Source organism: Legionella rubrilucens (assembly GCF_001468125.1).
Taxonomy (GTDB): domain Bacteria; phylum Pseudomonadota; class Gammaproteobacteria; order Legionellales; family Legionellaceae; genus Legionella_C; species Legionella_C rubrilucens.
Genome location: NZ_LNYT01000020.1, coordinates 475,668 through 494,163 on the forward strand (window position 1 = coordinate 475,668; position 18,496 = coordinate 494,163).

Genomic DNA, 18,496 nt, shown 5'->3' on the forward strand with positions numbered 1-18,496 from the left:
CATGTGCGGAATAGTAGGGATTTACAGCGTGGAACCCGTGGCTTCCGAGCTGTTAGACAGTCTGGTGCATTTGCAGCATCGCGGTCAGGATGCGGCCGGTATCCTGACCTGCGACCAGCGTTTTTATGTCAAACAGGGGCTGGGATTGGTGAGAGAAATCTTCACGCCCGAGAACGTTCAGTCCCTGCACGGCACCATCGGCATTGCTCACTCCCGCTATCCCACTGCAGGAGGATACAGCGAAGCCGATATTCAACCCCTGTGGATTGGCAGCCCGCGTGGCATTGCCTTAGCCCATAATGGCAACCTGTCCAATTACCAGGCGCTGGCCGATGAAATCCGGCTGAATCAATACCGCCATCTCAATTCCTCACTCGACTCGGAAGTGCTTTTACTGATGTTGGCTGATCAATTGGCCAAAGGGGCTTATGGCTATGAAAACGATGAAGCCTTTTTTGAATTACTCTGTGAGGCCGTGGCTTACCTTTTTGATCGGGTGCAGGGTGCCTACTCGATTGTCAGCGTCATTATCGGCAAGGGGCTGGTTGCTTTTCGCGATCCCCACGGCATAAGGCCCTTAGTCATGGGAAGCCGCGACAATCAGTCCGGTCATCAGGACATTATGTTTGCTTCCGAGACCACGCCTTTTTATGCGCTGGGATTTAAGGATGAAGGCGATATTGACGCCGGTGAAGTGGCTTTTGTCAGTTTAAGCGGGAAGGTGTACCGTCGGGTTATTCGCCGGAAAGACTTTCGACCCTGTGTTTTTGAATACGTTTACTTTGCCCGTCCGGATGCGACGCTTAATCATGTCAGCGTCTATCGGGCGCGTTTGCGCATGGGACAGAATCTAAGCCGGCAATGGCAAAAAAAATACCCGGATATTATCCCCGATGTCGTGATTCCGGTTCCATTTACTGCCAACACGTCCGCCATGGCGTTTGCGCATGAACTGGGTGTACGTTATTCGGAAGGGCTTTATAAAAATCCGTTTATTGGCCGCACTTTTATTATGCCTAATCAAAAGGCAAGAAAGCAGAGCATTGGTTATAAATTAACGCCGCAGCGAACTGAAATAGAAAACAAATCGGTGTTGATTGTTGATGACAGCCTTGTGCGCGGTACCACATCGCGCGAGATTGTCAAAATGGTCAGGGCGCTTGGGGCAAAGAATATTTATTTTGTCTCCACGTCGCCCGCCTTGAAAAACCCCTGCTTCAGCGGCATTGATATCCCTTCGCGCGGTGAATTGATCGCGGCCAACATGAGTGAAGCGGAGATAGCCCGTTTTATTGGCGTCGATATTCTGATGTACCAGACTCAGGAGGATTTAATCGAGGCTGTGACTCGACGTGGCCAGCATCGCATCAAAAAGCCCTGCATGGCCTGTATGGATGGCGATTATTTTTGCCCATCCATCACCCCGGCCAAAATGCAGCAATTGGAACAGCAACGGCAAAAACCACGTCTTGAACTAAAAGAAGAGGAATTGACCAGGTGAATATTCTCGTTATTGGCTCAGGGGCTCGTGAACAGGCTTTGATTCATGCCATGCACCGCTCACCGCTAACCCCATTGCTCTTCTGTTATGGGACATCATTCAATCCGGGTATTGGGCGTCTGACAAGCCATTATGCGTGCGGGGATATCACCGAAAGCGAGGCAGTGGTGACTCAGGCACTGGCATGGGGCATTGAATTGGCCATTATTGGTCCGGAGGCGCCGCTTGAAAAAGGGTTGGCTGATGCCTTGTGGCAGGCAGGTATTGCAGTCATCGGTCCTCGTCAAGCGGCTGCCCGAATTGAGACCAGTAAGCAGTTTGCCCGCAATTTAATGAAAAAACACGCCATCGCCGGTTTACCGGCTTACAGTCAGTTTGATTCCATGCAGGGTATTGAAGACTATTTAAGGTGTCTGGGCGAGGGGCAGTATGTCATTAAAGCCGACGGCCTGATGGGAGGCAAGGGGGTTAAGGTAGCAGGAGAACATCTGCACTTGCTGACTGAAGCCTTGAGTTATTGCCAAAGCCTTCTGGCTGAAGGTCAAACATTGATTATCGAGGAAAAATTAATCGGTGAAGAGTTCTCGTTCATGGCCTTCGCAGATGGCAAAAGCCTGGTGCCGATGCCGCTGGTCCAGGACCATAAGCGGGCTTTTGAGGGGGATAAAGGGCCCAACACCGGCGGTATGGGCAGTTATTCGGCGGCGGATCATGGCCTGCCTTTCCTGTCAACGGCTGACATTGAGGCGGCCTGGGCCATTAATCAGTCGGTTTATCATGCCTTGCAGCTTGAATTGCAACAACCCTACATTGGCTTTTGGTATGGCAGTTTTATGGCGACGGCACGGGGTGTGTCTGTCATTGAGTTTAATGCGCGGCTTGGTGATCCGGAGTCCCTGAATGTCCTCCCGCTGCTTGAAAGTGACCTGGTGGATCATTGCATCGCCATGGTGCAGGGCGAACTGAATGCCGCCGACGTGCGCTTCGCCCCGTATGCGACTGTGTGCAAATACGCTGTACCTCAAGGTTATCCGGATGCGCCCCTTAAACAGTTTCCAATTGATTGCAGCCTGATTCAGGATTCGTCTCATTTTTATCTGGCGGGGGTTCATCAGCAGGGTGATCAATGGGTGGCAACGGGGTCAAGAACCGCGGCCTATGTTGGAATTGGCGCGACATTGGCTGAGGCGGAAAAAAAAGCCGAATCTGAGATTGCCCGTGTCGCAGGTCCCCTGTATCACCGCCGCGACATCGGCACGCCGGAGCGGATTGAAGCCCGCATGGCTCATATGAACCGGTTGCGCCAGTCATGATCCGGCTTGGCATTCTGGGCTCAACTAAGGGAACCAATTTGCTGGCATTGCAGGAAGCGATAGCCAGCAAAAAACTGGCTGCACGGATTGAATTGGTCGTCAGTAATAAAGCCGAGGCCTTGATTCTTGAAAAAGCCAGGCATTCGGCTATCCCCTCCTTTTTTGTTGATCCCGCAGGCTTAACCCGTCCGGATTATGATCAGCAGCTTGATCAGGTGTTTCGCCGTTTTGAAGTGGAATTGATTGTTCTTATTGGCTATATGCGTATTTTGTCAGCCCCCTTTGTTCAAACCTGGCGGCAGCAGATCATCAATGTTCATCCGTCCTTATTGCCTGCTTTTTCAGGATTAATGGATTTGGACGTTCACCGCGCGGTGTTAGGGGCGGGAGAGAAACAAAGCGGTTGTACCGTGCATTACGTGACCGAAGACGTCGATGCAGGGCCGATTTTAATTCAGAAAACCTGTTCGGTTTATGCCGACGACACGCCGGACAGGTTGCGAAGCCGCGTGCAGCAGTTGGAAGGGCAAGCCCTCGTGGCGGCCATTGGTCGCATTGCAGCGAATGCATCGCAGGAAACACTTTATTAACTCATCAGGAATCGAACATGTCAACAATTCTAGTCTCACTGCTTATGGGCTCAAAATCCGATTGGACCATCATGGAAGAGGCCAGTTTAATGCTGAAAAAATTTCAGATCCCCCATGAAGCCCGTGCCTTATCGGCGCATCGCACACCGGAGGCTCTGAGTGAGTACATGCAGTCTGCCGAAGCGCGAGGGGTCGAGGTGTTTATCGCCGCCGCCGGAGGGGCCGCGCATTTACCCGGCGTGGTGGCCTCTAAAACCCTGCTGCCGGTACTGGGAGTACCTATGCCTTCATCAACGTTTCATAATGGCCTGGATGCTTTATTGTCCATTGTGCAAATGCCGGCTGGTATTCCTGTGGGTACCCTGGCTGTAGGTAAGGCCGGGGCCGCTAATGCGGCAATTCTGGCAGCCATGATCCTTGCCAATAAATACCCGCAGTACCGTCAGGCTGTCCGCGAACACCGTCAGGCGCAGGCCCGAAATGTATTGGAATGCGCTGAACTGGCAGACTGCCCGGCTTGATAAACCAGGAGCCAGCCGCTGTCAGGCTGGCTGTTATTCATCCACCCGGGTTAACGGCGGTAAACCCGGCTGAGCCGGTCGTGTCGGTTCCGGCCTTATGAGGATGGGCGGCCTGGGGCGGCGATCGTGTTGTCCGCCGCTGACCTGTTTTAAATGCTCTTTACTCAATTGGCCCTTTTTGGTTTTGTGCTTACTCATCATTGAACCCCTCATTCACTAAGACCCTTGACGGTGCCTGATTCTTGCTTCATCCACATACCGGGGTCTTGATCGATCCCGCCGCTCATGTGAACCCCCTGAGACTTGGCTTAATTCATCAGGATTGATGGATTTACTGGGCTTGTCTGTGGGTTTTTGTGGTTGACGTTTCATTTCACTCCCTCACTGCAAAGACTGTTTAAGTATAGAATATTTGCATTTAAATTGATCAATTAATGATCAATTAATGAGTTGACGCATAGCCATTTGCCGAAAAAGACCGTCTTCGGCCATTAATTGGGAATAAGAACCGCATTGAACCACCTCGCCCTGGTCCATCACCAGAATAAAGTCTGCTTTCTCAATGGTGGTCAGGCGATGAGCAATGACTACGCGGGTGATGTTGAGTTTTGCAAGGCTCTGGATGACGATAGTCTGGGTGACGTTATCCAGTGCACTGGTGGCTTCGTCGAAAAACAGCAATCGCGGTTTTTTCGCCAGCGCGCGGGCAATTAATACCCGTTGCCGCTGTCCGCCTGACAGTGTGCCGCCGCGTTCGGAAATGACCGTGTGCATGCCCATGGGCATTTTTTCAATATCGGCAGCAAGGCCGGCCATGTCGGCCGCGTCCCAGGCTTCATCCAGACTGAGCAGGGCGGAGCCTGCAATGTTTTCAAACAAGGTACCTGAAAGGAGCGTGCTGTTTTGCAGGACGACGCCGCATTGTTCGCGTACGCGTTGCACGTTGAGTTGTCTGATGTCGTGATCATCGAAAAAAAGATTGCCCTGATCGGCTTTTTCAAATCCAAGGAGAAGACGAAGCAGGGTCGATTTACCTGAGCCGGAAGGACCTGTAATTGCCACGTATTGGCCTGGATGAATAGTGAATGACACGTTTTTAATCACCGGTTGTTCTTTGGTATAGGAAAAGCGCAGATGGTCCACTTCAATCTTGCCCTTCAGAACCCCAGGATCCCGTTTGCCGGCATGGGTTTCAGGAAGGGCTTCAAGAATAGGGGCTGCCCGTTTCAATAAAGGAATGCTGTTAATCACCGTACCGGCGATGTCAGTCATGCCCAGCATGCCGGCGGTGAATTGTCCAAGGGTGGCATTAAACGCCAGAAAAAGCCCGAGACTCAGTGTGTCGGTACGATGCAGAAACTGGGTGAACACCACGACAGACAGGAGGGTTAAAAAGAAGCTGTTGAGACTGGATAACAAAGCGCTGGCGTGGTTTGCCCGGTAGGCGGCCTGTTTAATTTGGCTGTTTTTAATGGCCCACTGGGAAAAGGCGGTTTTTTCTCGTCCCGAGCTTTGAATTTTGCCAATGCCGCCAAGTAACTGCACCACCATGCCTGACAAGTCGCCCTGCAGGGTTTCCTGCTCTTTATAATGCCTTAACTGCCTTAAACTGATGAGCAGGGTATAGGCGCAAAGGATGAGAATGATGAGCGTCGCTGTGACGGCAAGCCTTACGTCGTAATAAAACAATAAAAGCAGGCTGAACAATGAAAATATGCCGCTGAGCAGGGAGTTAACCACCACACCGGCTAACAGTGTGCGGATATGGCTGATTGCCATGGCCCGCTGCGTCAGATCGCCGGTGGTGAATTGTTTGAAAAAAGTCACCGGCAGGCGGATTAGACGATCCCAGATGGCCACTTCCAGGTTTAAGTTTAACCGACTGCTTAATCGCAGGACGGTAATGGTGCGTACCAATTCAAAAAGACCAGCGGAAAAGGCGGCAATTAACAGTGCCAGAATAACTTGCTGCAATTGGTTGATGTCGCCTGCGGGAACGACCTGTTCGAAGAGAATACCAGTAAACCAGGGGGTTACCAGACTAAGCAGTGCGGCCAGAGAACCCACGATCAGCAGACGGACCAGATCGCGTTGACCGCCTCGAAAGGCAAACGGGATTAAATCTTTTATTTTCAAAGGTTTCTGCGGCAAGGGACAGTACATTTGCCAGGCTTCCTCGCCAAAAACAGCCGCTTCCCCCGGGGTGAGTTTTTTACTGATTCCCTGAACTGGATCAATCAACAGCAGGCCCCGGGTCAGGGTAGGCAGGGCGAGGTAATAGGCTTTATCATCCGGCTTTTGCAGCAGCAGCGGATGGGTGGCGCCGCGCCACCAGGCGCCGCTTAATTGCACGGGGCGGATGGCCATGCCCGTTTTCAGGTTGATTTCCTGAATCGCATCGACCTGAACATGCTCTGGAAGCGCCAGTTGATAAAAGGCGGCTGTGCGTTGGACACAATAGGTCAGCGTATCTTGCCGCCCGGTTTGAGCAACAGGAGGTTTGCTTCTCAGCGTGGAAATCATCGACAGATACGCCCGTTTCAAGCGATTGTTTTCTATTTTTTTCCTTTGCCGGGCGCGTTCTTCTTCCTGCTGCTCTAACCACTCACTGGCTTGAATCAAGACAGGAAGAATTGATTTAAAGAACTCTTTGGCGGCATTCACCCGTTGCGACGTGCCAATCTGGTTTTCGATGAGCAGGCTGACATTGCCATCGAAAGGGGTATTCTTAAGGTAATTAATAAAATGCTGCTGCCAGGACTTGATGGATGCCCTCTGCTTGTCTTTATTCAGCGAGGCATCTGTCACGGCCTGCAATTCAGCGTCTGTGCCGCAGGAAGCAAGGAACTGCCAGCCGGTTTCCGTTGAGCACCCTTTAAGCCCAGGAAGCACATCGCCCGGTTGGCAATGGCCGATAAGATAACGGCGATGTCGATAAGGGCCTTCGCCTGGAACAAGAAACAGATCAACATGGCCTTTGAGCACTCGGTAGTGCCTGTCGCTTTGCAGGAGATCCATTTCATGGAGAGGCCGATGGTCTGTCATCATCACGCCTCACTCGCCAATAGACGGCAATAAGCGCCTTTGAGCATCAGCAATTGATCATGGGTGCCTCGTTCAACCACCTGGCCCTGTTCAAGAACGATGATTTCATCGGCATCCCGTATGGTGCTTAACCGGTGCGAAATAATCAACAGGGTGCATCCCAGACGGCGTAAGGCGGTATCAATGGCTTTTTCCATCTGCGCATCCAGGGCAGAGGTGGCTTCATCCAGAATTAAAATGCTGGGTTTCTGCAGCATGGCGCGGGCGATTTCCAGGCGTTGGCGCTGGCCGCCGCTGAAATTGGAACCGCCTTCATTGATGACGCTTTCATAGCCCATCTCCCGTTCACCGGCAATCATGTCATGCATGAAGACGGCTTTGCAGGCATTGAGGATGTCTTCGTCGTCGATGGTGGGATCCCACAAGGTCAAGTTATCTTTTAAGGTCGCATGAAACAGGCTGATGTCCTGATCAACACTGGCGATGGAACGAACGCGAATAGCATTCGGGATTTGGCGTAATTCCCTGCCATCAATCAGGATGCGTCCTGTCCACGGCTCATAAAACCCCAACAGTAATTTACCAATGGTGGATTTGCCGCTGCCTGAACTGCCCACCAGCGCCAGGCGGCGGCCGGGTTGAATTTCCAGAGAAAAATCACGCAGCAGCGGCTCGGCGAGCGGGCTGTAGCCGAAGGTGACCTTTTCAAAGATCACATGGCCCGTTAATTTGGCTTCGGGGATATTAGCTTGTGCAGTCACCGGCTCGTAACGTTGGGCCACCGGATGGGAGGTGATGTCTTCCAGATGAAATAAATCGGCTGCAATATCCTGAATGGTGCCGGCGAGCATCACCAGCATTTTGACCGGCTGGATAAAGCTGCGGTATAAAATCTGAAAGGCGACAACAGTCCCGATGCTCAGTTGCCCTTCAATGGCTAACCAGGCCCCAAAGCAGAGGATGCCGGCATTGGTCAGCAAATCCAGCGCCATGGGGAGTGCGGCAAAGCAATCGCGCGTCCAGCTCAGTTGTTGTTCGGCGGTTAAATAATTGGCATGTATGCCGGCAAATTTCTTAAAAAAATCCTGCTCAGCGCCGGACGCTTTGTAAGTTTCTATCATCTGCAAACCGCTGATGGCAGTACTCATCAGTTTATTCTGCGCCTTGGTTTGCCGCTGGCTTTCACTGCTTCGCTTCTGGGCAATCACCAGCAGGGCGATGACATTGATCGCGGTGGCGAGTAACACCAGCAAGGTCAGCGGCACGCTGAGCAAAAAGAGGATCATCAGGTAAATCAACGCCAGAAGGAGGCTCACCATGTTGGTGCCGAATTGTTGCGAGACCAACGACGCCACTGAATCGCTGGATTGCAGGCGATTTAGAATGTCGCCAAGGTAGCGTTGATTAAAGAAAGACATGGGCAGGCGAAGTAAATGCCAGAAAAACGACGCGCCATTCACAAGTGCCATTTTCACTTCGAGCCGGCTTAACATAGTCCGTTGGTACCAGGTGAGCAGGGCGCTGAAAAAACCGGCAATCAACAAGCCCAGTAAAACGGGCCTTTGCCAGTGATTCAGTTGCTGAATGAGGACCTCATCAATGAAAATTTTGTTTAGCCCGGCAATGGCAATGCCTGGAATGGCGAGACTTAAGGTTGCAAGAATAATAAAGCCGACGGCTTCTTTGGAGTGGCGCAGGCGGGTCATCAGATTCGCGAAAATTTTAGGTTTATGCCCTGCCTTGACGAACTGCGGGCCGGGGGTCAGTTCAAGCAGCACGCCCGTAAACCCCTCATCAAATTCTTCAAGGCTTAATTTTCGTCTCCCATGGGCGGGATCATTGATGTAAACATGGTGTCTGCCGGTTCCCTCAAGCACCACGAAATGATTGAATTCCCAATGGATAATGGCAGGCAGGCGGCAGTCGTGAATGTCGGCGGGTTCAAGGCTGTAGGCTTCAACCACCATGCCATGCAGGACCGCTGCACGGTAAATATTGTCAGCACGGCTGCCATCCCGGGATACTCCGCAATCCATGCGCAGGACATCCAGCGGAATCCAGCGATCATAGTAAGCCAGAACAATGGCCAAGGCGACGGCCCCGCATTCCACGGCTTCCATCTGCAGAATGGTGGGTGTCCTTGGTATCGTTTTAAACCTGTTTCCCATGTCCATGCCTGTTAATCTATCCCCAGAAAGGTTTTAATGGCTGGAATGACCAGTGTAATCGGCGGCTGGGATTTGGTAATGATGTCAGCAGTGCATAAGGTGCCATTGGTAATGACCATGTTGGGTCCTTTTGACGTTGTCCATTGATAATGGCTTGGCGTATCGGCTTTCATCAGACGAACACGCACATACAATTGCGGCCCGCTTTGGCTGAAGTCCTCCACCAGCTTTTCGTTGGCCAAGACCGCCATCATGCTGCTTTGGCTGCTGGGAAAGCCAGCCACGTCTTCAACCACGCCGACAATACTGCCGTATTCCTGCTTTTTAACGGTACTGGGGACCACCTGAGCGGCCATGCCCCGCAGGACGACTTTACCCATGCTGGCCGGCACGTAAATGACGGCATCCACGGTTTCGGCATAAGGTTCGATATCCATGATTTTGCTGCCCGGCTGCACAATTTCACCGGGTTTGCCGATGATATTAATAATCTCCCCATCGACAGGACTTACAATAATGCTGTGGACTTTTAATTTTTTCATCAAAAAAGCAACATCCTGTTCTGCCTGTCGCAGGCGATTCTTCAATTCAATCAGCCGTTGTTGATTGGCCTCCACGCGTCGTTTAAATTCAATGATGTTGTCAGCGATTTTTTTGCTGATCTCGTCGCGCAACTGCAGCTCCTTAAAATAATTGCTTTTCAGTTCGGCGAGTTCCTGACGTGAAATCACTTTATCCACCAGCTTTTCCCGCTCCTCCAGTGCCGTTTTTAGAAATTGCAGATGAAGATTGGCATTTTCCAAATCGTTCGCCCAGTTTTTCCGCAGCGTTTCATTGTTCTGTTGTTCCAGTTTAAAATCCTTGTCAATGAAATGTTGCAAATCACTGACCTGTTTTCGCAGCGACAGGACAGTCTGCTGCCTGTTTTCGATGTCCAGCAGCAGGAGCGGCAATTTCAGGGTTGCCAATCGCTGCCCCGTTTTGACCACATCGCCCACCTGGACCTCCACGGTTAATAAACGTCCGGAATCTTCAGCAATGGCATCGTAGATTTTCTGACCGCCGCTGATGAGGATGCCATTCCCGGAAACCCGCGTATCGATGCTGCCGAACACGGACCACGCGGCAATCATGCCAAGCAGCAAAACCAGGGTGGCGAGAATAAGCCAGTTTAAGGGAGGGACAATACGAAAGAGCGTATCCAGTTTTTCCGGATTGTTCAGTCGTTTTAAACTTTTTTCACGAAACAGTTTATCCATCGCTATCCTGAATCATGGCCCTCTGTTTCAGTATATCCCGGATAGGCAATGATTTCGAATCGAGCACGCAGACTTTAGCGGATGCCGTTAGTTTTTACTGGGCGCGGTGGCTGGAAAGGGATTGGTGCCGGGTTTGAAATCGATGAGGTTGGCGCCTCCGGAAATGTCACGTAAATTGTGGTGAAGAATTTTTTTATTTTCTTTGCGGATGTGCTTGCCGGGTTTGTGTGATTTTCGAGACATACGGAACTCCTGCCAATACCAGTTCATCCCAAATTATAGCGCAGAATTGCCCGCTGTCCTTTACAGCCGCGGGTTGCCGCGATAGACTTGAATAATGAATCAAAATTCAAGAGAAGGGTCTATGTCACACGGCGGCGCACGGGTCGGGGCAGGTCGGCCGCGGGGGAAGGGGAAGTTTGGCGAGGCGACCAAATCGGTGCGTATTCCGGTGTCGCGGGTGGGTGAGGTCATGCAATACCTGAACAAGGGCCAGGCAGCCGTCCGTATCCCGCTGTATGCCAGTTCGGTCAAGGCCGGTTTTCCTTCACCGGCCGATGATTTCATCGAGCATTACCTCGATTTGAATGAACACCTGATTAAGCATCCTGCGGCTACTTTTTTTGTCAGGGCGTCGGGTGAATCCATGATCAATGCCGGCATTCATTCCGGCGACATGCTGGTGGTTGACCGCAGCATCGAGGCAGGGCATGGCCACGTGGTGATTGCGGCAGTCAATGGCGAACTGACGGTCAAACGGTTATCGCGGCTGCATGGCAAAACCCGCCTGCTGGCGGAAAACCCCGAATTCGCCGCCATCGATTTAACCCACGATCAGGATGTTGTGATTTGGGGGGTGGTTACCCACGTTATTCATGCGGTGCTCTGATGTATGCACTGGTGGACTGCAATAATTTTTACGCCTCTTGCGAGCGGGTTTTTAAACCGCACCTGATGGGCAAGCCGGTAGTCATTCTGTCGAACAATGACGGCTGTGTGATTGCCCGATCCAACGAGGCCAAAGCGCTGGGTATTCCCATGGGGGTGCCTTTTTTTAAAATTCAGGGCCTGTGCCGGCAACAGGGCGTCCATGTGTTTTCATCCAATTTCAGCCTCTATGGCGACATGTCGCGGCGGGTGATGTCGATTATCGAGGAAAGCTGGCAGCACGTGGCGGTTTATTCCATTGATGAAGCTTTCCTGGATTTAAAAACCTTGCCTCTGGAAGACCAGGAGCCTTTCTGCCGAGACCTGCAGAAAAAAATCCTGCAATACACCGGCATTCCGGTGTCCATCGGCCTTGCTCAAACCAAAACGCTGGCTAAATTGGCTAATTATGTCGCTAAACGCCGCCTGAATGTCCCGGTTTTTAATTGGGTTGGCCAAAACCACTGGCTTTCGCAGATTGAGATCGGTGACGTCTGGGGAATCGGCAGAAAATGGCATAAAACCCTCATTCAGCAGGGCATTCATTGGGCCAGTGATTTGGCGGCCTTGCCCCTGCAGTCACTCAGAGCCCGCTTTAATGTGGTGTTGCAGCGTACAGCCCTTGAGCTGCGTGGCATTCCCTGCCTTGGTTTTGAAGAAAGAGAGGAGCGAAAAAGCATTTTATCCTCCCGGTCATTTGGCTGCCTGCAAAGTGAACAGGACGTGTTAGCGCAGGCGCTAAGCGCCCATTGTGCCCGTGCTTATGAAAAATTACGACAGCAGCATTCTGTCGCCGGCTATCTCGGCATTTTTATCCGTACCAATCCTTTTCGGGCTGATCTGCCCCAGTATGCACCGTCCATGGGTGTGTGTTTGCCTCAGCCTACGGATGACTTGCGGGAATTGACGCGATGGGCCAAGTGGTGTCTGAACCGGATTTACCGTTCGGGTTTTCAATACAATAAAGTCGGCGTCTATCTGGGTGATTTGCAACGCCAGACTGTGCAGCAACTGGGGCTGTTTGATTCGTCGACCCCCCATCAACAGCAGCAGACCAAACGGTTTCTGGCGGTTTATGATGCGATTAATCAAAAATACGGCGGTCACATGATTCGTCTTGGTGCGGAAGGGCATGCCAAGCCCTGGGCCATGCGCTCCGCCATGCGCTCTCCCTGCTACACCACGCGATGGTCCGATTTACTTCTTGTCAAATAGCGGTTGACGCCGTTCAAGGCAAAGCGTAAAAATCATAGTTCACTTCAAATGCAGAGAAAAAACATGCTGAAACCAATGGTTGCCATGCTGTTAGTCACAATGGTCCAGAGCGCTTATGCAGCGACGGATCCCGTTAAACTGGAAGGCCGCTATGAATGCGGCGGCAAAGAAATCGATACCCATGCCGATTTTAAATGCAACATGTCCATTGAAAAAACCGGAGAAACTTACCGCATCAAATCGCTTTGTGACGATGGTTCCTCTTACCTTGGCACGGGCATTTATTTTCCCGAAAAACAACAGTTAACGTTAGTCTTTATTAATCCTAAGAAGGCAGCGGAAACCGGTGTTGTGGCGGCTGAAGTCAAACAGGATGGTTCCATGGCCTCCACCTGGACTTACCTGAATAAAACCAGTATTGAACATGGTTATTGCGTACGTGCCAAAACCTATGCGAAGCAATAAACGCTTAAGGGTTATTCGGTATTGACAGTAACGATTGCTCTATTGCATCAAATCCGTCACACTGGGAAAAATCATTAATTAATTAAGTTAGGGATGATCATGATTAGCCGGAAAGCTGTTTTTTCATCGCTGTTGGTTTTCACCATGGCGCCAACAGTTCCTCTCCATGCAAACATTGACGCTAGCGCACCAAAAACGAACCAGTACTGGTTTCCCAAGGCGCTGGATCTCAGTCCGCTTCGTCAGCATGATGCCCTGGAAAACCCGTTAGGTCCTGATTTTGATTATGCCAAGGCATTTAACGCACTGGATCTCAATGCTGTCAAAAGTGATCTCACCGCGCTGATGACTCAATCTCAGGATTGGTGGCCTGCCGATTTTGGTCATTATGGTCCTTTGTTTATTCGAATGGCCTGGCATAGTGCAGGAACTTACCGCATTTTTGACGGTCGCGGGGGCGGAGACGGTGGAATGCAGCGTTTTGCTCCATTAAACAGTTGGCCCGATAACGTCAGCCTCGATAAGGCGCGGCGTTTACTTTGGCCGATCAAGCAAAAATATGGGAATAACATTTCATGGTCTGACTTAATGATCCTGGCAGGCAATGTCGCATTGGAGTCGATGGGGTTTAAAACGCTGGGTTTTGCCGGGGGACGCATCGATGCCTGGGAGCCGGAGTTGGTGAATTGGGGTTCTGAGAGCGAGTGGCTTGCCAGTCATCGACAGACGAAGGACAAGGTATTGGATAAACCGTTTGCCGCAACTCAAATGGGACTCATCTATGTCAATCCCGAGGGCCCGCAGGGGAATCCCGATCCGCTGGCTGCTGCCAGAGACATTCGCGAAACGTTTGCCCGCATGGCCATGAACGATGAAGAAACGGTGGCTTTGATTGCCGGTGGACACAGTTTTGGTAAAGCACATGGTGCGGCTTCCGCAAAATATTTAGGCCCTTCCCCCGAAAATGCAGCCATTGAAGAACAAGGCTTTGGGTGGAAAAACAGTTATGGCACAGGAAAAGGAAAAGACACCATAACCAGTGGCCTTGAGGGTGCCTGGACGGTTTCTCCGGTACAGTTTACCCACAACTACTTAGACAACCTGTTTCGCTTCAACTGGGTACAAACCAGGAGTCCAGCGGGAGCCATCCAATGGATGCCCGATGATCAAAGTGCCTCCTCCCTGGTACCCGATGCTTCGGATGCAGCCAAAAGACATCCGCCCATGATGTTCACAACGGATTTAGCGCTTAAATTTGATCCGGCCTACAGCAAAATTGCCAAACGCTTCAGGGATAATCCCAAAGAGTTCGAAATGGCATTTGCCAAAGCCTGGTTTAAATTAACCCACCGCGATATGGGGCCGCGCTCCCGCTATTTAGGGTCGATGGTGCCTGAAGAAGTGATGATATGGCAGGATCCAATCCCGGCTGTTGATTATCCTCTGGTCGATGCGCAAGACATTGAGACGCTGAAAACGAAAATTATCAATTCGCAATTAACTGGGCCTCAGCTGGTCAGAACAGCCTGGGCCTCTGCCTCAGTATTCCGCAAAACAGACATGCGCGGAGGTGCTAACGGCGCCCGGATTCGCCTCGAGCCGCAAAAAAACTGGCCTGTGAATAATCCCCGCGAGTTGGCTGAGGTGTTGAGTACGCTTGAAAAAATAAGGGATGAGTTTAATCAGGGTCAAGCCAATGGCAAAAAAATCTCACTGGCTGATCTGATTGTGTTGGGAGGAGGCGTCGCCATTGAGCAGGCGGCAAAAAAAGGGGGTGTTGATATTGTGGTACCCTTTACTCCCGGTCGTAACGACGCGCTACAGGAGCAGACGGATGTCGAATCCTTCGCGGTTTTAAGACCCACAGCCGATGGCTTTCGAAACTACTTTGAAAAAGGCAATGTGAAATCCCCCCCGGAAATGTTAGTTGAAAAAGCCAGCCTGCTTAATCTCACCGTTCCTGAAATGACTGTGCTGGTCGGCGGGATGCGTGTGCTGGGCGCCAATGCGGCTAATGGCAATGACGGTGTGTTCACAACGAAACCAGGTACCTTGAGCAATGATTACTTCGTCAACTTGTTGGACATGTCAACTGAATGGAAAAAATCCTCCACAGTGGAAGGTGAGTACGAGGGGTACGACAGGTCTACAGGGAAATTAAAATGGAAAGCCACTTCTGTTGACCTCATCTTTGGTTCCAATTCCGAGTTGAGGGCTGTGGCCGAAGTTTATGGCAGTAATGATGCTCAGAAACAATTTATCCATGATTTTGTTAAAGCCTGGGTGAAGGTGATGAATCTCGATCGATTCGATCAGGTCAATCATGGCATCAGCGGCAAAAAAACATCCTGATCATCAAGACTGGAAATGACTGCGGAGAGCGCCATGGCACTCATTTCCAGCCCGATGGCAATGCACAGCGATCAAAGCATAAAGAAACAGACATCATCCTGTTTTTTCGTGTTAAGATACATTTATAACGAATCATGGGGCCTATAGACCATGGATGTAGAACTTCTGTCGCGAATCCAATTTGGATTTAGCATCGGTTTTCATATTCTATTTCCGACATTGAACCTCGGGTTGGCGGTATTCCTGATTATCATGGAAGGCCTGTGGCTTAAGACAGGGAATAGCGATTACCTGAAAATTTGTAAATTATGGACTAAAATTTTTGCGCTCACTTTTGGTATGGGCGTTGTCTCAGGAATCGTGCTTGCTTATCAGATAGGCACCAATTTTGGCCCGTTTATTCGTGAATTCGGCAATGTTCTCGGTGCACTGTTTGCCTACGAGACGCTGACGGCCTTTTTCCTTGAAGCAGGATTTTTAGGCATCATGCTGTTTGGCTGGCAACGGGTTCCTCCCTGGTTGCATTTTACTGCGACCATCCTGGTCGCTTTGGGAACAACCGTCTCCGCTTTCTGGATTTTATCGGCCAACTCCTGGATGCAGACGCCTAGCGGCTATGAGCTTATGGATGGTAAATACATCGTTGCAAGCTGGTCGGCTGTTGTGTTTAATCCCTCCTTTATTCCTCGTTTCATTCACATGATGCTGGCCTCTTATGTGACAACCTCGTTTGTGATTATTGCCGTATCCGGTTATTACCTGTTAAAAAACAAAGCCGTTGCGGTTGCGAAAAAATGCCTTTCGTTTGCGTTGTGGTCGGCATTAATCCTCGTCCCCCTGCAAATTGCCGTGGGTGATTGGGTTGGATTAAAGATACACGAGCATCAACCCATTAAAACGGCGGCGATGGAGGGGCTTTGGGAGACTCAAAAGGGTGCCCCGCTGGTGGTGTTTGCCCTGCCATCACAGGAAAAGCAACGAAATGACTATGCCATTACCATTCCCAAGCTGGCAAGCTTCATCAATACCCATGATTGGGATGGGCAAATGACGGGCCTTAACACGGTCTCTCCACAGGATCAACCGCGGGTTGTCCCTGTGTTTTTTTCATTCCGCATCATGGTGGGCATCGGCCTTCTCATGCTGTTTACCGCTGTTGTTGGCCTCTATCTGCGTGTCAGAAAGACGCTTTACACCAGCCGGTGGTTCCATTACCTGAGTTTAGGTTTAGCTCCTTTGGGTTTTGTAGCCAGCGTCTCGGGTTGGTTAACTGCTGAATTAGGCCGTCAGCCCTGGGTGGTTTATGGGCTATTGCGTACCTCCAATGCCGTCTCGGCTATTGGATTGGAGGAAGTGATTATTTCATTCGTGTTATTAGTCATCGCCTATGGCATTGTGTTCGGTTTCTATCTGTATTATCTCCTGAAATTAATAAGTCGTGGCCCCGAAGAGGCCGAAGAGGATAAAACAGAACATCATGCCTTCCAGTACATGACTGATTTATCACGGGAGGATAACTAATGCTGCCTTTAACTTTCGCCTTCCTGCTTGCTTTTATTGTGATCATGTACGTTATTCTGGACGGTTTTGATTTAGGGGTCGGCATTTTATTTCCCTTTACTGCCAATGAAAGCGAGCGGGATCAGATGATGAATTCCATTGCTCCTGTCTGGGATGGCAATGAAACCTGGCTGGTTTTTGGCGGCGCCATTCTTTATGGCGGCTTCCCGCAGGTGTATGGCCTGTTGCTCCCTATCTTATACATGCCCCTGATGCTGATGCTGATTGCCCTCATTTTTCGAGGAGTCAGTTTCGAGTTTCGTTTTAAAGCGGAGCGATCAAAGCCGTTATGGAACTGGTTGTTTTCAATCAGTTCTTTGGCCGCGGCCTTTTTTCAAGGGGTCGTGCTCGGCTGCTTCGTGCAGGGCTTTCCCATCAATGAAGCGCAAATGACCATCAATGATGCGGATTGGCTCACCCCCTTCAGTCTGTTGACGGGGATTGCTTTGGTCAGCGGCTATGCCCTTTTGGGCGCAACGTGGATGATTATCAAAAGCAGCGGCTCCCTGCAAAAAAACATGAACCATTATGCCAAGGGCCTGTTGGTCATCGTCAGCCTGTTTTTATTGTTTGTCAGCATCTGGACGCCGCTCCACAACACTGAAATTTTTAATCGCTGGTATAGCTTTCCCAATGTCATTTTACTAAGTCCATTGCCATTAATAACCCTTGTCGCCATTGTCCTGGCCTGGAAAAATTTAGCCGCAGGTCATGAAAGAAATCCATTCCTGTACAGTATTGTTATTTTTTTCTGTGCTTACGCGGGCATTGCCTTAAGCGTTTACCCCTACTTAATCCCTCATCAGGTCACACTCTGGGAAGCCGCAGCCCCCGATTCGACCTTGAGCTTTATTCTGGTTGGGGTCTGTATCATGCTGCCCGTGCTTCTGGCTTATACGTTGTATGCCTATTATCTATTCCGAGGCAAATCCCAGGACAACTACCATTGAGGCGCGGGCTGTATTCGGACATTGTAGATCCAAAGGAAAAACGGTAAGGCTATGGCCCAAAAACAACCCAGGATGATGTAAAAACAAGGGTGAAGGGGCAAGGCCGCGCCGATTTTTACTCCGAGCCAATAGGCAATGGGCACGCCGGTCAGAGCGAGGAAACCGAACGTTTTGTAATAGGCGAATAGCTTTTCATAGGCAACAATCAGATAAAAGCCAAAGCTCAACCAAAGGGCGATAATCCAGGGGGCGGCCAAGTAAGGGGCCCATGGATTGGCTTTGTAGACGATGAGGCCTGACCATAGCCACAGGCTGTCGACAACAGCACCCAGCACCCCAAAGCTCAGCGTGAAGAGAAGCTGACGGGTGAGGTTAACGCCATTCACTTTCTCCCAGAGCGCTTGAATCAACAGCAACAATAGAGTGAGAAGGGGACCCGTCCAGGGGGCTTCCCTATGAGCAAAATAAACACAGGCCACCCAGCTCAGGTAATAAAGCGCCCCATGTAAAATGATTCCAATGGCTTTTTTTGTCACGATGAATGGTGCGACCTGGCTATTGTATTAAGGTTCAATCTCACACATTATCATTAGATTGAAGTTGGCCTCAATCCTGTTTAAGTGTAAGGAA

General features: G+C 50.7%; 17 protein-coding genes. 10 read left to right on the forward strand and 7 right to left on the reverse strand.

What is annotated here, in order from left to right; all coding sequences use genetic code 11:
• Position 1: 1 nt before the first annotated feature.
• Genes purF through purE form a run of 4 tightly spaced genes read left to right on the forward strand, consistent with a single transcriptional unit; the run spans position 2 to position 3,925 of the window.
• Positions 2-1,501, forward strand: coding sequence for an amidophosphoribosyltransferase (purF, locus tag Lrub_RS09885; RefSeq protein ID WP_058531942.1), 1,500 nt, complete (start codon positions 2-4; stop codon positions 1,499-1,501).
• Positions 1,498-2,814 (forward strand): phosphoribosylamine--glycine ligase, encoded by a 1,317-nt coding sequence (gene purD, locus Lrub_RS09890; protein WP_058531943.1) that lies wholly within the window; start codon positions 1,498-1,500, stop codon positions 2,812-2,814. The genes purF and purD overlap by 4 nt, the downstream gene beginning before the upstream one ends.
• Complete coding sequence (gene purN, locus Lrub_RS09895) at positions 2,811-3,404, forward strand: phosphoribosylglycinamide formyltransferase (protein WP_058531944.1); 594 nt, start codon at positions 2,811-2,813, stop codon at positions 3,402-3,404. Before purD ends, purN begins: the two co-directional genes overlap by 4 nt.
• Before the next feature lie 17 nt (positions 3,405-3,421).
• On the forward strand, positions 3,422-3,925 hold the full coding sequence (gene purE / locus Lrub_RS09900) for a 5-(carboxyamino)imidazole ribonucleotide mutase (protein ID WP_058531945.1): 504 nt from the start codon (positions 3,422-3,424) through the stop codon (positions 3,923-3,925).
• 33 nt (positions 3,926-3,958) lie between these two features.
• Here the strand turns inward: purE and Lrub_RS14810 are convergent, their stop codons facing one another.
• From Lrub_RS14810 to Lrub_RS14820, 6 genes are all read right to left on the reverse strand, one after another.
• A complete protein-coding gene (locus Lrub_RS14810; protein WP_156413039.1) occupies positions 3,959-4,126 on the reverse strand; it encodes a hypothetical protein in 168 nt (55 codons plus the stop codon).
• A 15-nt stretch (positions 4,127-4,141) separates the two neighbouring features.
• The gene (locus tag Lrub_RS14815) at positions 4,142-4,297 is read right to left on the reverse strand and encodes a hypothetical protein (RefSeq protein ID WP_156413040.1); all 156 of its coding nucleotides are present in this window, start codon (positions 4,295-4,297) and stop codon (positions 4,142-4,144) included.
• A 66-nt stretch (positions 4,298-4,363) separates the two neighbouring features.
• The gene (locus Lrub_RS09905; RefSeq protein WP_058531946.1) at positions 4,364-6,973 is read right to left on the reverse strand and encodes an NHLP bacteriocin export ABC transporter permease/ATPase subunit; all 2,610 of its coding nucleotides are present in this window, start codon (positions 6,971-6,973) and stop codon (positions 4,364-4,366) included.
• Positions 6,973-9,138 (reverse strand): NHLP family bacteriocin export ABC transporter peptidase/permease/ATPase subunit, encoded by a 2,166-nt coding sequence (locus Lrub_RS09910; RefSeq protein ID WP_065235743.1) that lies wholly within the window; start codon positions 9,136-9,138, stop codon positions 6,973-6,975. The genes Lrub_RS09905 and Lrub_RS09910 overlap by 1 nt, the downstream gene beginning before the upstream one ends.
• Positions 9,139-9,149: 11 nt before the next feature.
• Positions 9,150-10,397 (reverse strand): NHLP bacteriocin system secretion protein, encoded by a 1,248-nt coding sequence (locus Lrub_RS09915; protein ID WP_058531948.1) that lies wholly within the window; start codon positions 10,395-10,397, stop codon positions 9,150-9,152.
• An 87-nt stretch (positions 10,398-10,484) separates the two neighbouring features.
• Complete coding sequence (locus Lrub_RS14820; protein ID WP_156413041.1) at positions 10,485-10,640, reverse strand: hypothetical protein; 156 nt, start codon at positions 10,638-10,640, stop codon at positions 10,485-10,487.
• Positions 10,641-10,761: 121 nt separating this feature from the next.
• Here Lrub_RS14820 and Lrub_RS09920 point away from each other — a divergent pair, with 121 nt between their 5' ends.
• From Lrub_RS09920 to cydB, 6 genes are all read left to right on the forward strand, one after another.
• Positions 10,762-11,286, forward strand: coding sequence for a LexA family protein (locus tag Lrub_RS09920; protein ID WP_058531949.1), 525 nt, complete (start codon positions 10,762-10,764; stop codon positions 11,284-11,286).
• The gene (locus Lrub_RS09925; RefSeq protein WP_058531950.1) at positions 11,286-12,539 is read left to right on the forward strand and encodes a Y-family DNA polymerase; all 1,254 of its coding nucleotides are present in this window, start codon (positions 11,286-11,288) and stop codon (positions 12,537-12,539) included. Before Lrub_RS09920 ends, Lrub_RS09925 begins: the two co-directional genes overlap by 1 nt.
• A gap of 63 nt (positions 12,540-12,602) precedes the next feature.
• Positions 12,603-13,004: a hypothetical protein gene (locus tag Lrub_RS09930; RefSeq protein ID WP_133134042.1), complete on the forward strand. Its 402-nt coding sequence runs from the start codon at positions 12,603-12,605 to the stop codon at positions 13,002-13,004.
• A 144-nt stretch (positions 13,005-13,148) separates the two neighbouring features.
• Positions 13,149-15,356, forward strand: a complete 2,208-nt coding sequence (gene katG, locus Lrub_RS09935) for a catalase/peroxidase HPI (protein WP_133134057.1) — start codon at positions 13,149-13,151, stop codon at positions 15,354-15,356.
• A gap of 150 nt (positions 15,357-15,506) precedes the next feature.
• Positions 15,507-16,877: a cytochrome ubiquinol oxidase subunit I gene (locus Lrub_RS09940; RefSeq protein WP_058531953.1), complete on the forward strand. Its 1,371-nt coding sequence runs from the start codon at positions 15,507-15,509 to the stop codon at positions 16,875-16,877.
• The gene (gene cydB, locus Lrub_RS09945; RefSeq protein WP_058531954.1) at positions 16,877-17,866 is read left to right on the forward strand and encodes a cytochrome d ubiquinol oxidase subunit II; all 990 of its coding nucleotides are present in this window, start codon (positions 16,877-16,879) and stop codon (positions 17,864-17,866) included. Before Lrub_RS09940 ends, cydB begins: the two co-directional genes overlap by 1 nt.
• Here the strand turns inward: cydB and Lrub_RS09950 are convergent.
• Positions 17,857-18,402 (reverse strand): DUF2878 family protein, encoded by a 546-nt coding sequence (locus Lrub_RS09950; protein ID WP_058531955.1) that lies wholly within the window; start codon positions 18,400-18,402, stop codon positions 17,857-17,859. The genes cydB and Lrub_RS09950 overlap by 10 nt on opposite strands.
• Positions 18,403-18,496 lie beyond the last annotated feature (94 nt).

Coding starts and splice junctions, on each gene's coding strand:
- cydB (WP_058531954.1), top strand. CDS start 16,877: ATGCTGCCTTTAACTTTCGCCTTCCTGCTTGCTTTTATTGTGATCATG.
- Lrub_RS14810 (WP_156413039.1), bottom strand. CDS start 4,126: ATGATGAGTAAGCACAAAACCAAAAAGGGCCAATTGAGTAAAGAGCAT.
- Lrub_RS09910 (WP_065235743.1), bottom strand. CDS start 9,138: ATGGGAAACAGGTTTAAAACGATACCAAGGACACCCACCATTCTGCAG.
- Lrub_RS09930 (WP_133134042.1), top strand. CDS start 12,603: ATGCTGAAACCAATGGTTGCCATGCTGTTAGTCACAATGGTCCAGAGC.
- Lrub_RS09905 (WP_058531946.1), bottom strand. CDS start 6,973: ATGATGACAGACCATCGGCCTCTCCATGAAATGGATCTCCTGCAAAGC.
- Lrub_RS09925 (WP_058531950.1), top strand. CDS start 11,286: ATGTATGCACTGGTGGACTGCAATAATTTTTACGCCTCTTGCGAGCGG.
- Lrub_RS14820 (WP_156413041.1), bottom strand. CDS start 10,640: ATGTCTCGAAAATCACACAAACCCGGCAAGCACATCCGCAAAGAAAAT.
- Lrub_RS09940 (WP_058531953.1), top strand. CDS start 15,507: ATGGATGTAGAACTTCTGTCGCGAATCCAATTTGGATTTAGCATCGGT.
- purF (WP_058531942.1), top strand. CDS start 2: ATGTGCGGAATAGTAGGGATTTACAGCGTGGAACCCGTGGCTTCCGAG.
- Lrub_RS09920 (WP_058531949.1), top strand. CDS start 10,762: ATGTCACACGGCGGCGCACGGGTCGGGGCAGGTCGGCCGCGGGGGAAG.
- purN (WP_058531944.1), top strand. CDS start 2,811: ATGATCCGGCTTGGCATTCTGGGCTCAACTAAGGGAACCAATTTGCTG.
- purE (WP_058531945.1), top strand. CDS start 3,422: ATGTCAACAATTCTAGTCTCACTGCTTATGGGCTCAAAATCCGATTGG.
- Lrub_RS14815 (WP_156413040.1), bottom strand. CDS start 4,297: ATGAAACGTCAACCACAAAAACCCACAGACAAGCCCAGTAAATCCATC.
- Lrub_RS09915 (WP_058531948.1), bottom strand. CDS start 10,397: ATGGATAAACTGTTTCGTGAAAAAAGTTTAAAACGACTGAACAATCCG.
- katG (WP_133134057.1), top strand. CDS start 13,149: ATGGCGCCAACAGTTCCTCTCCATGCAAACATTGACGCTAGCGCACCA.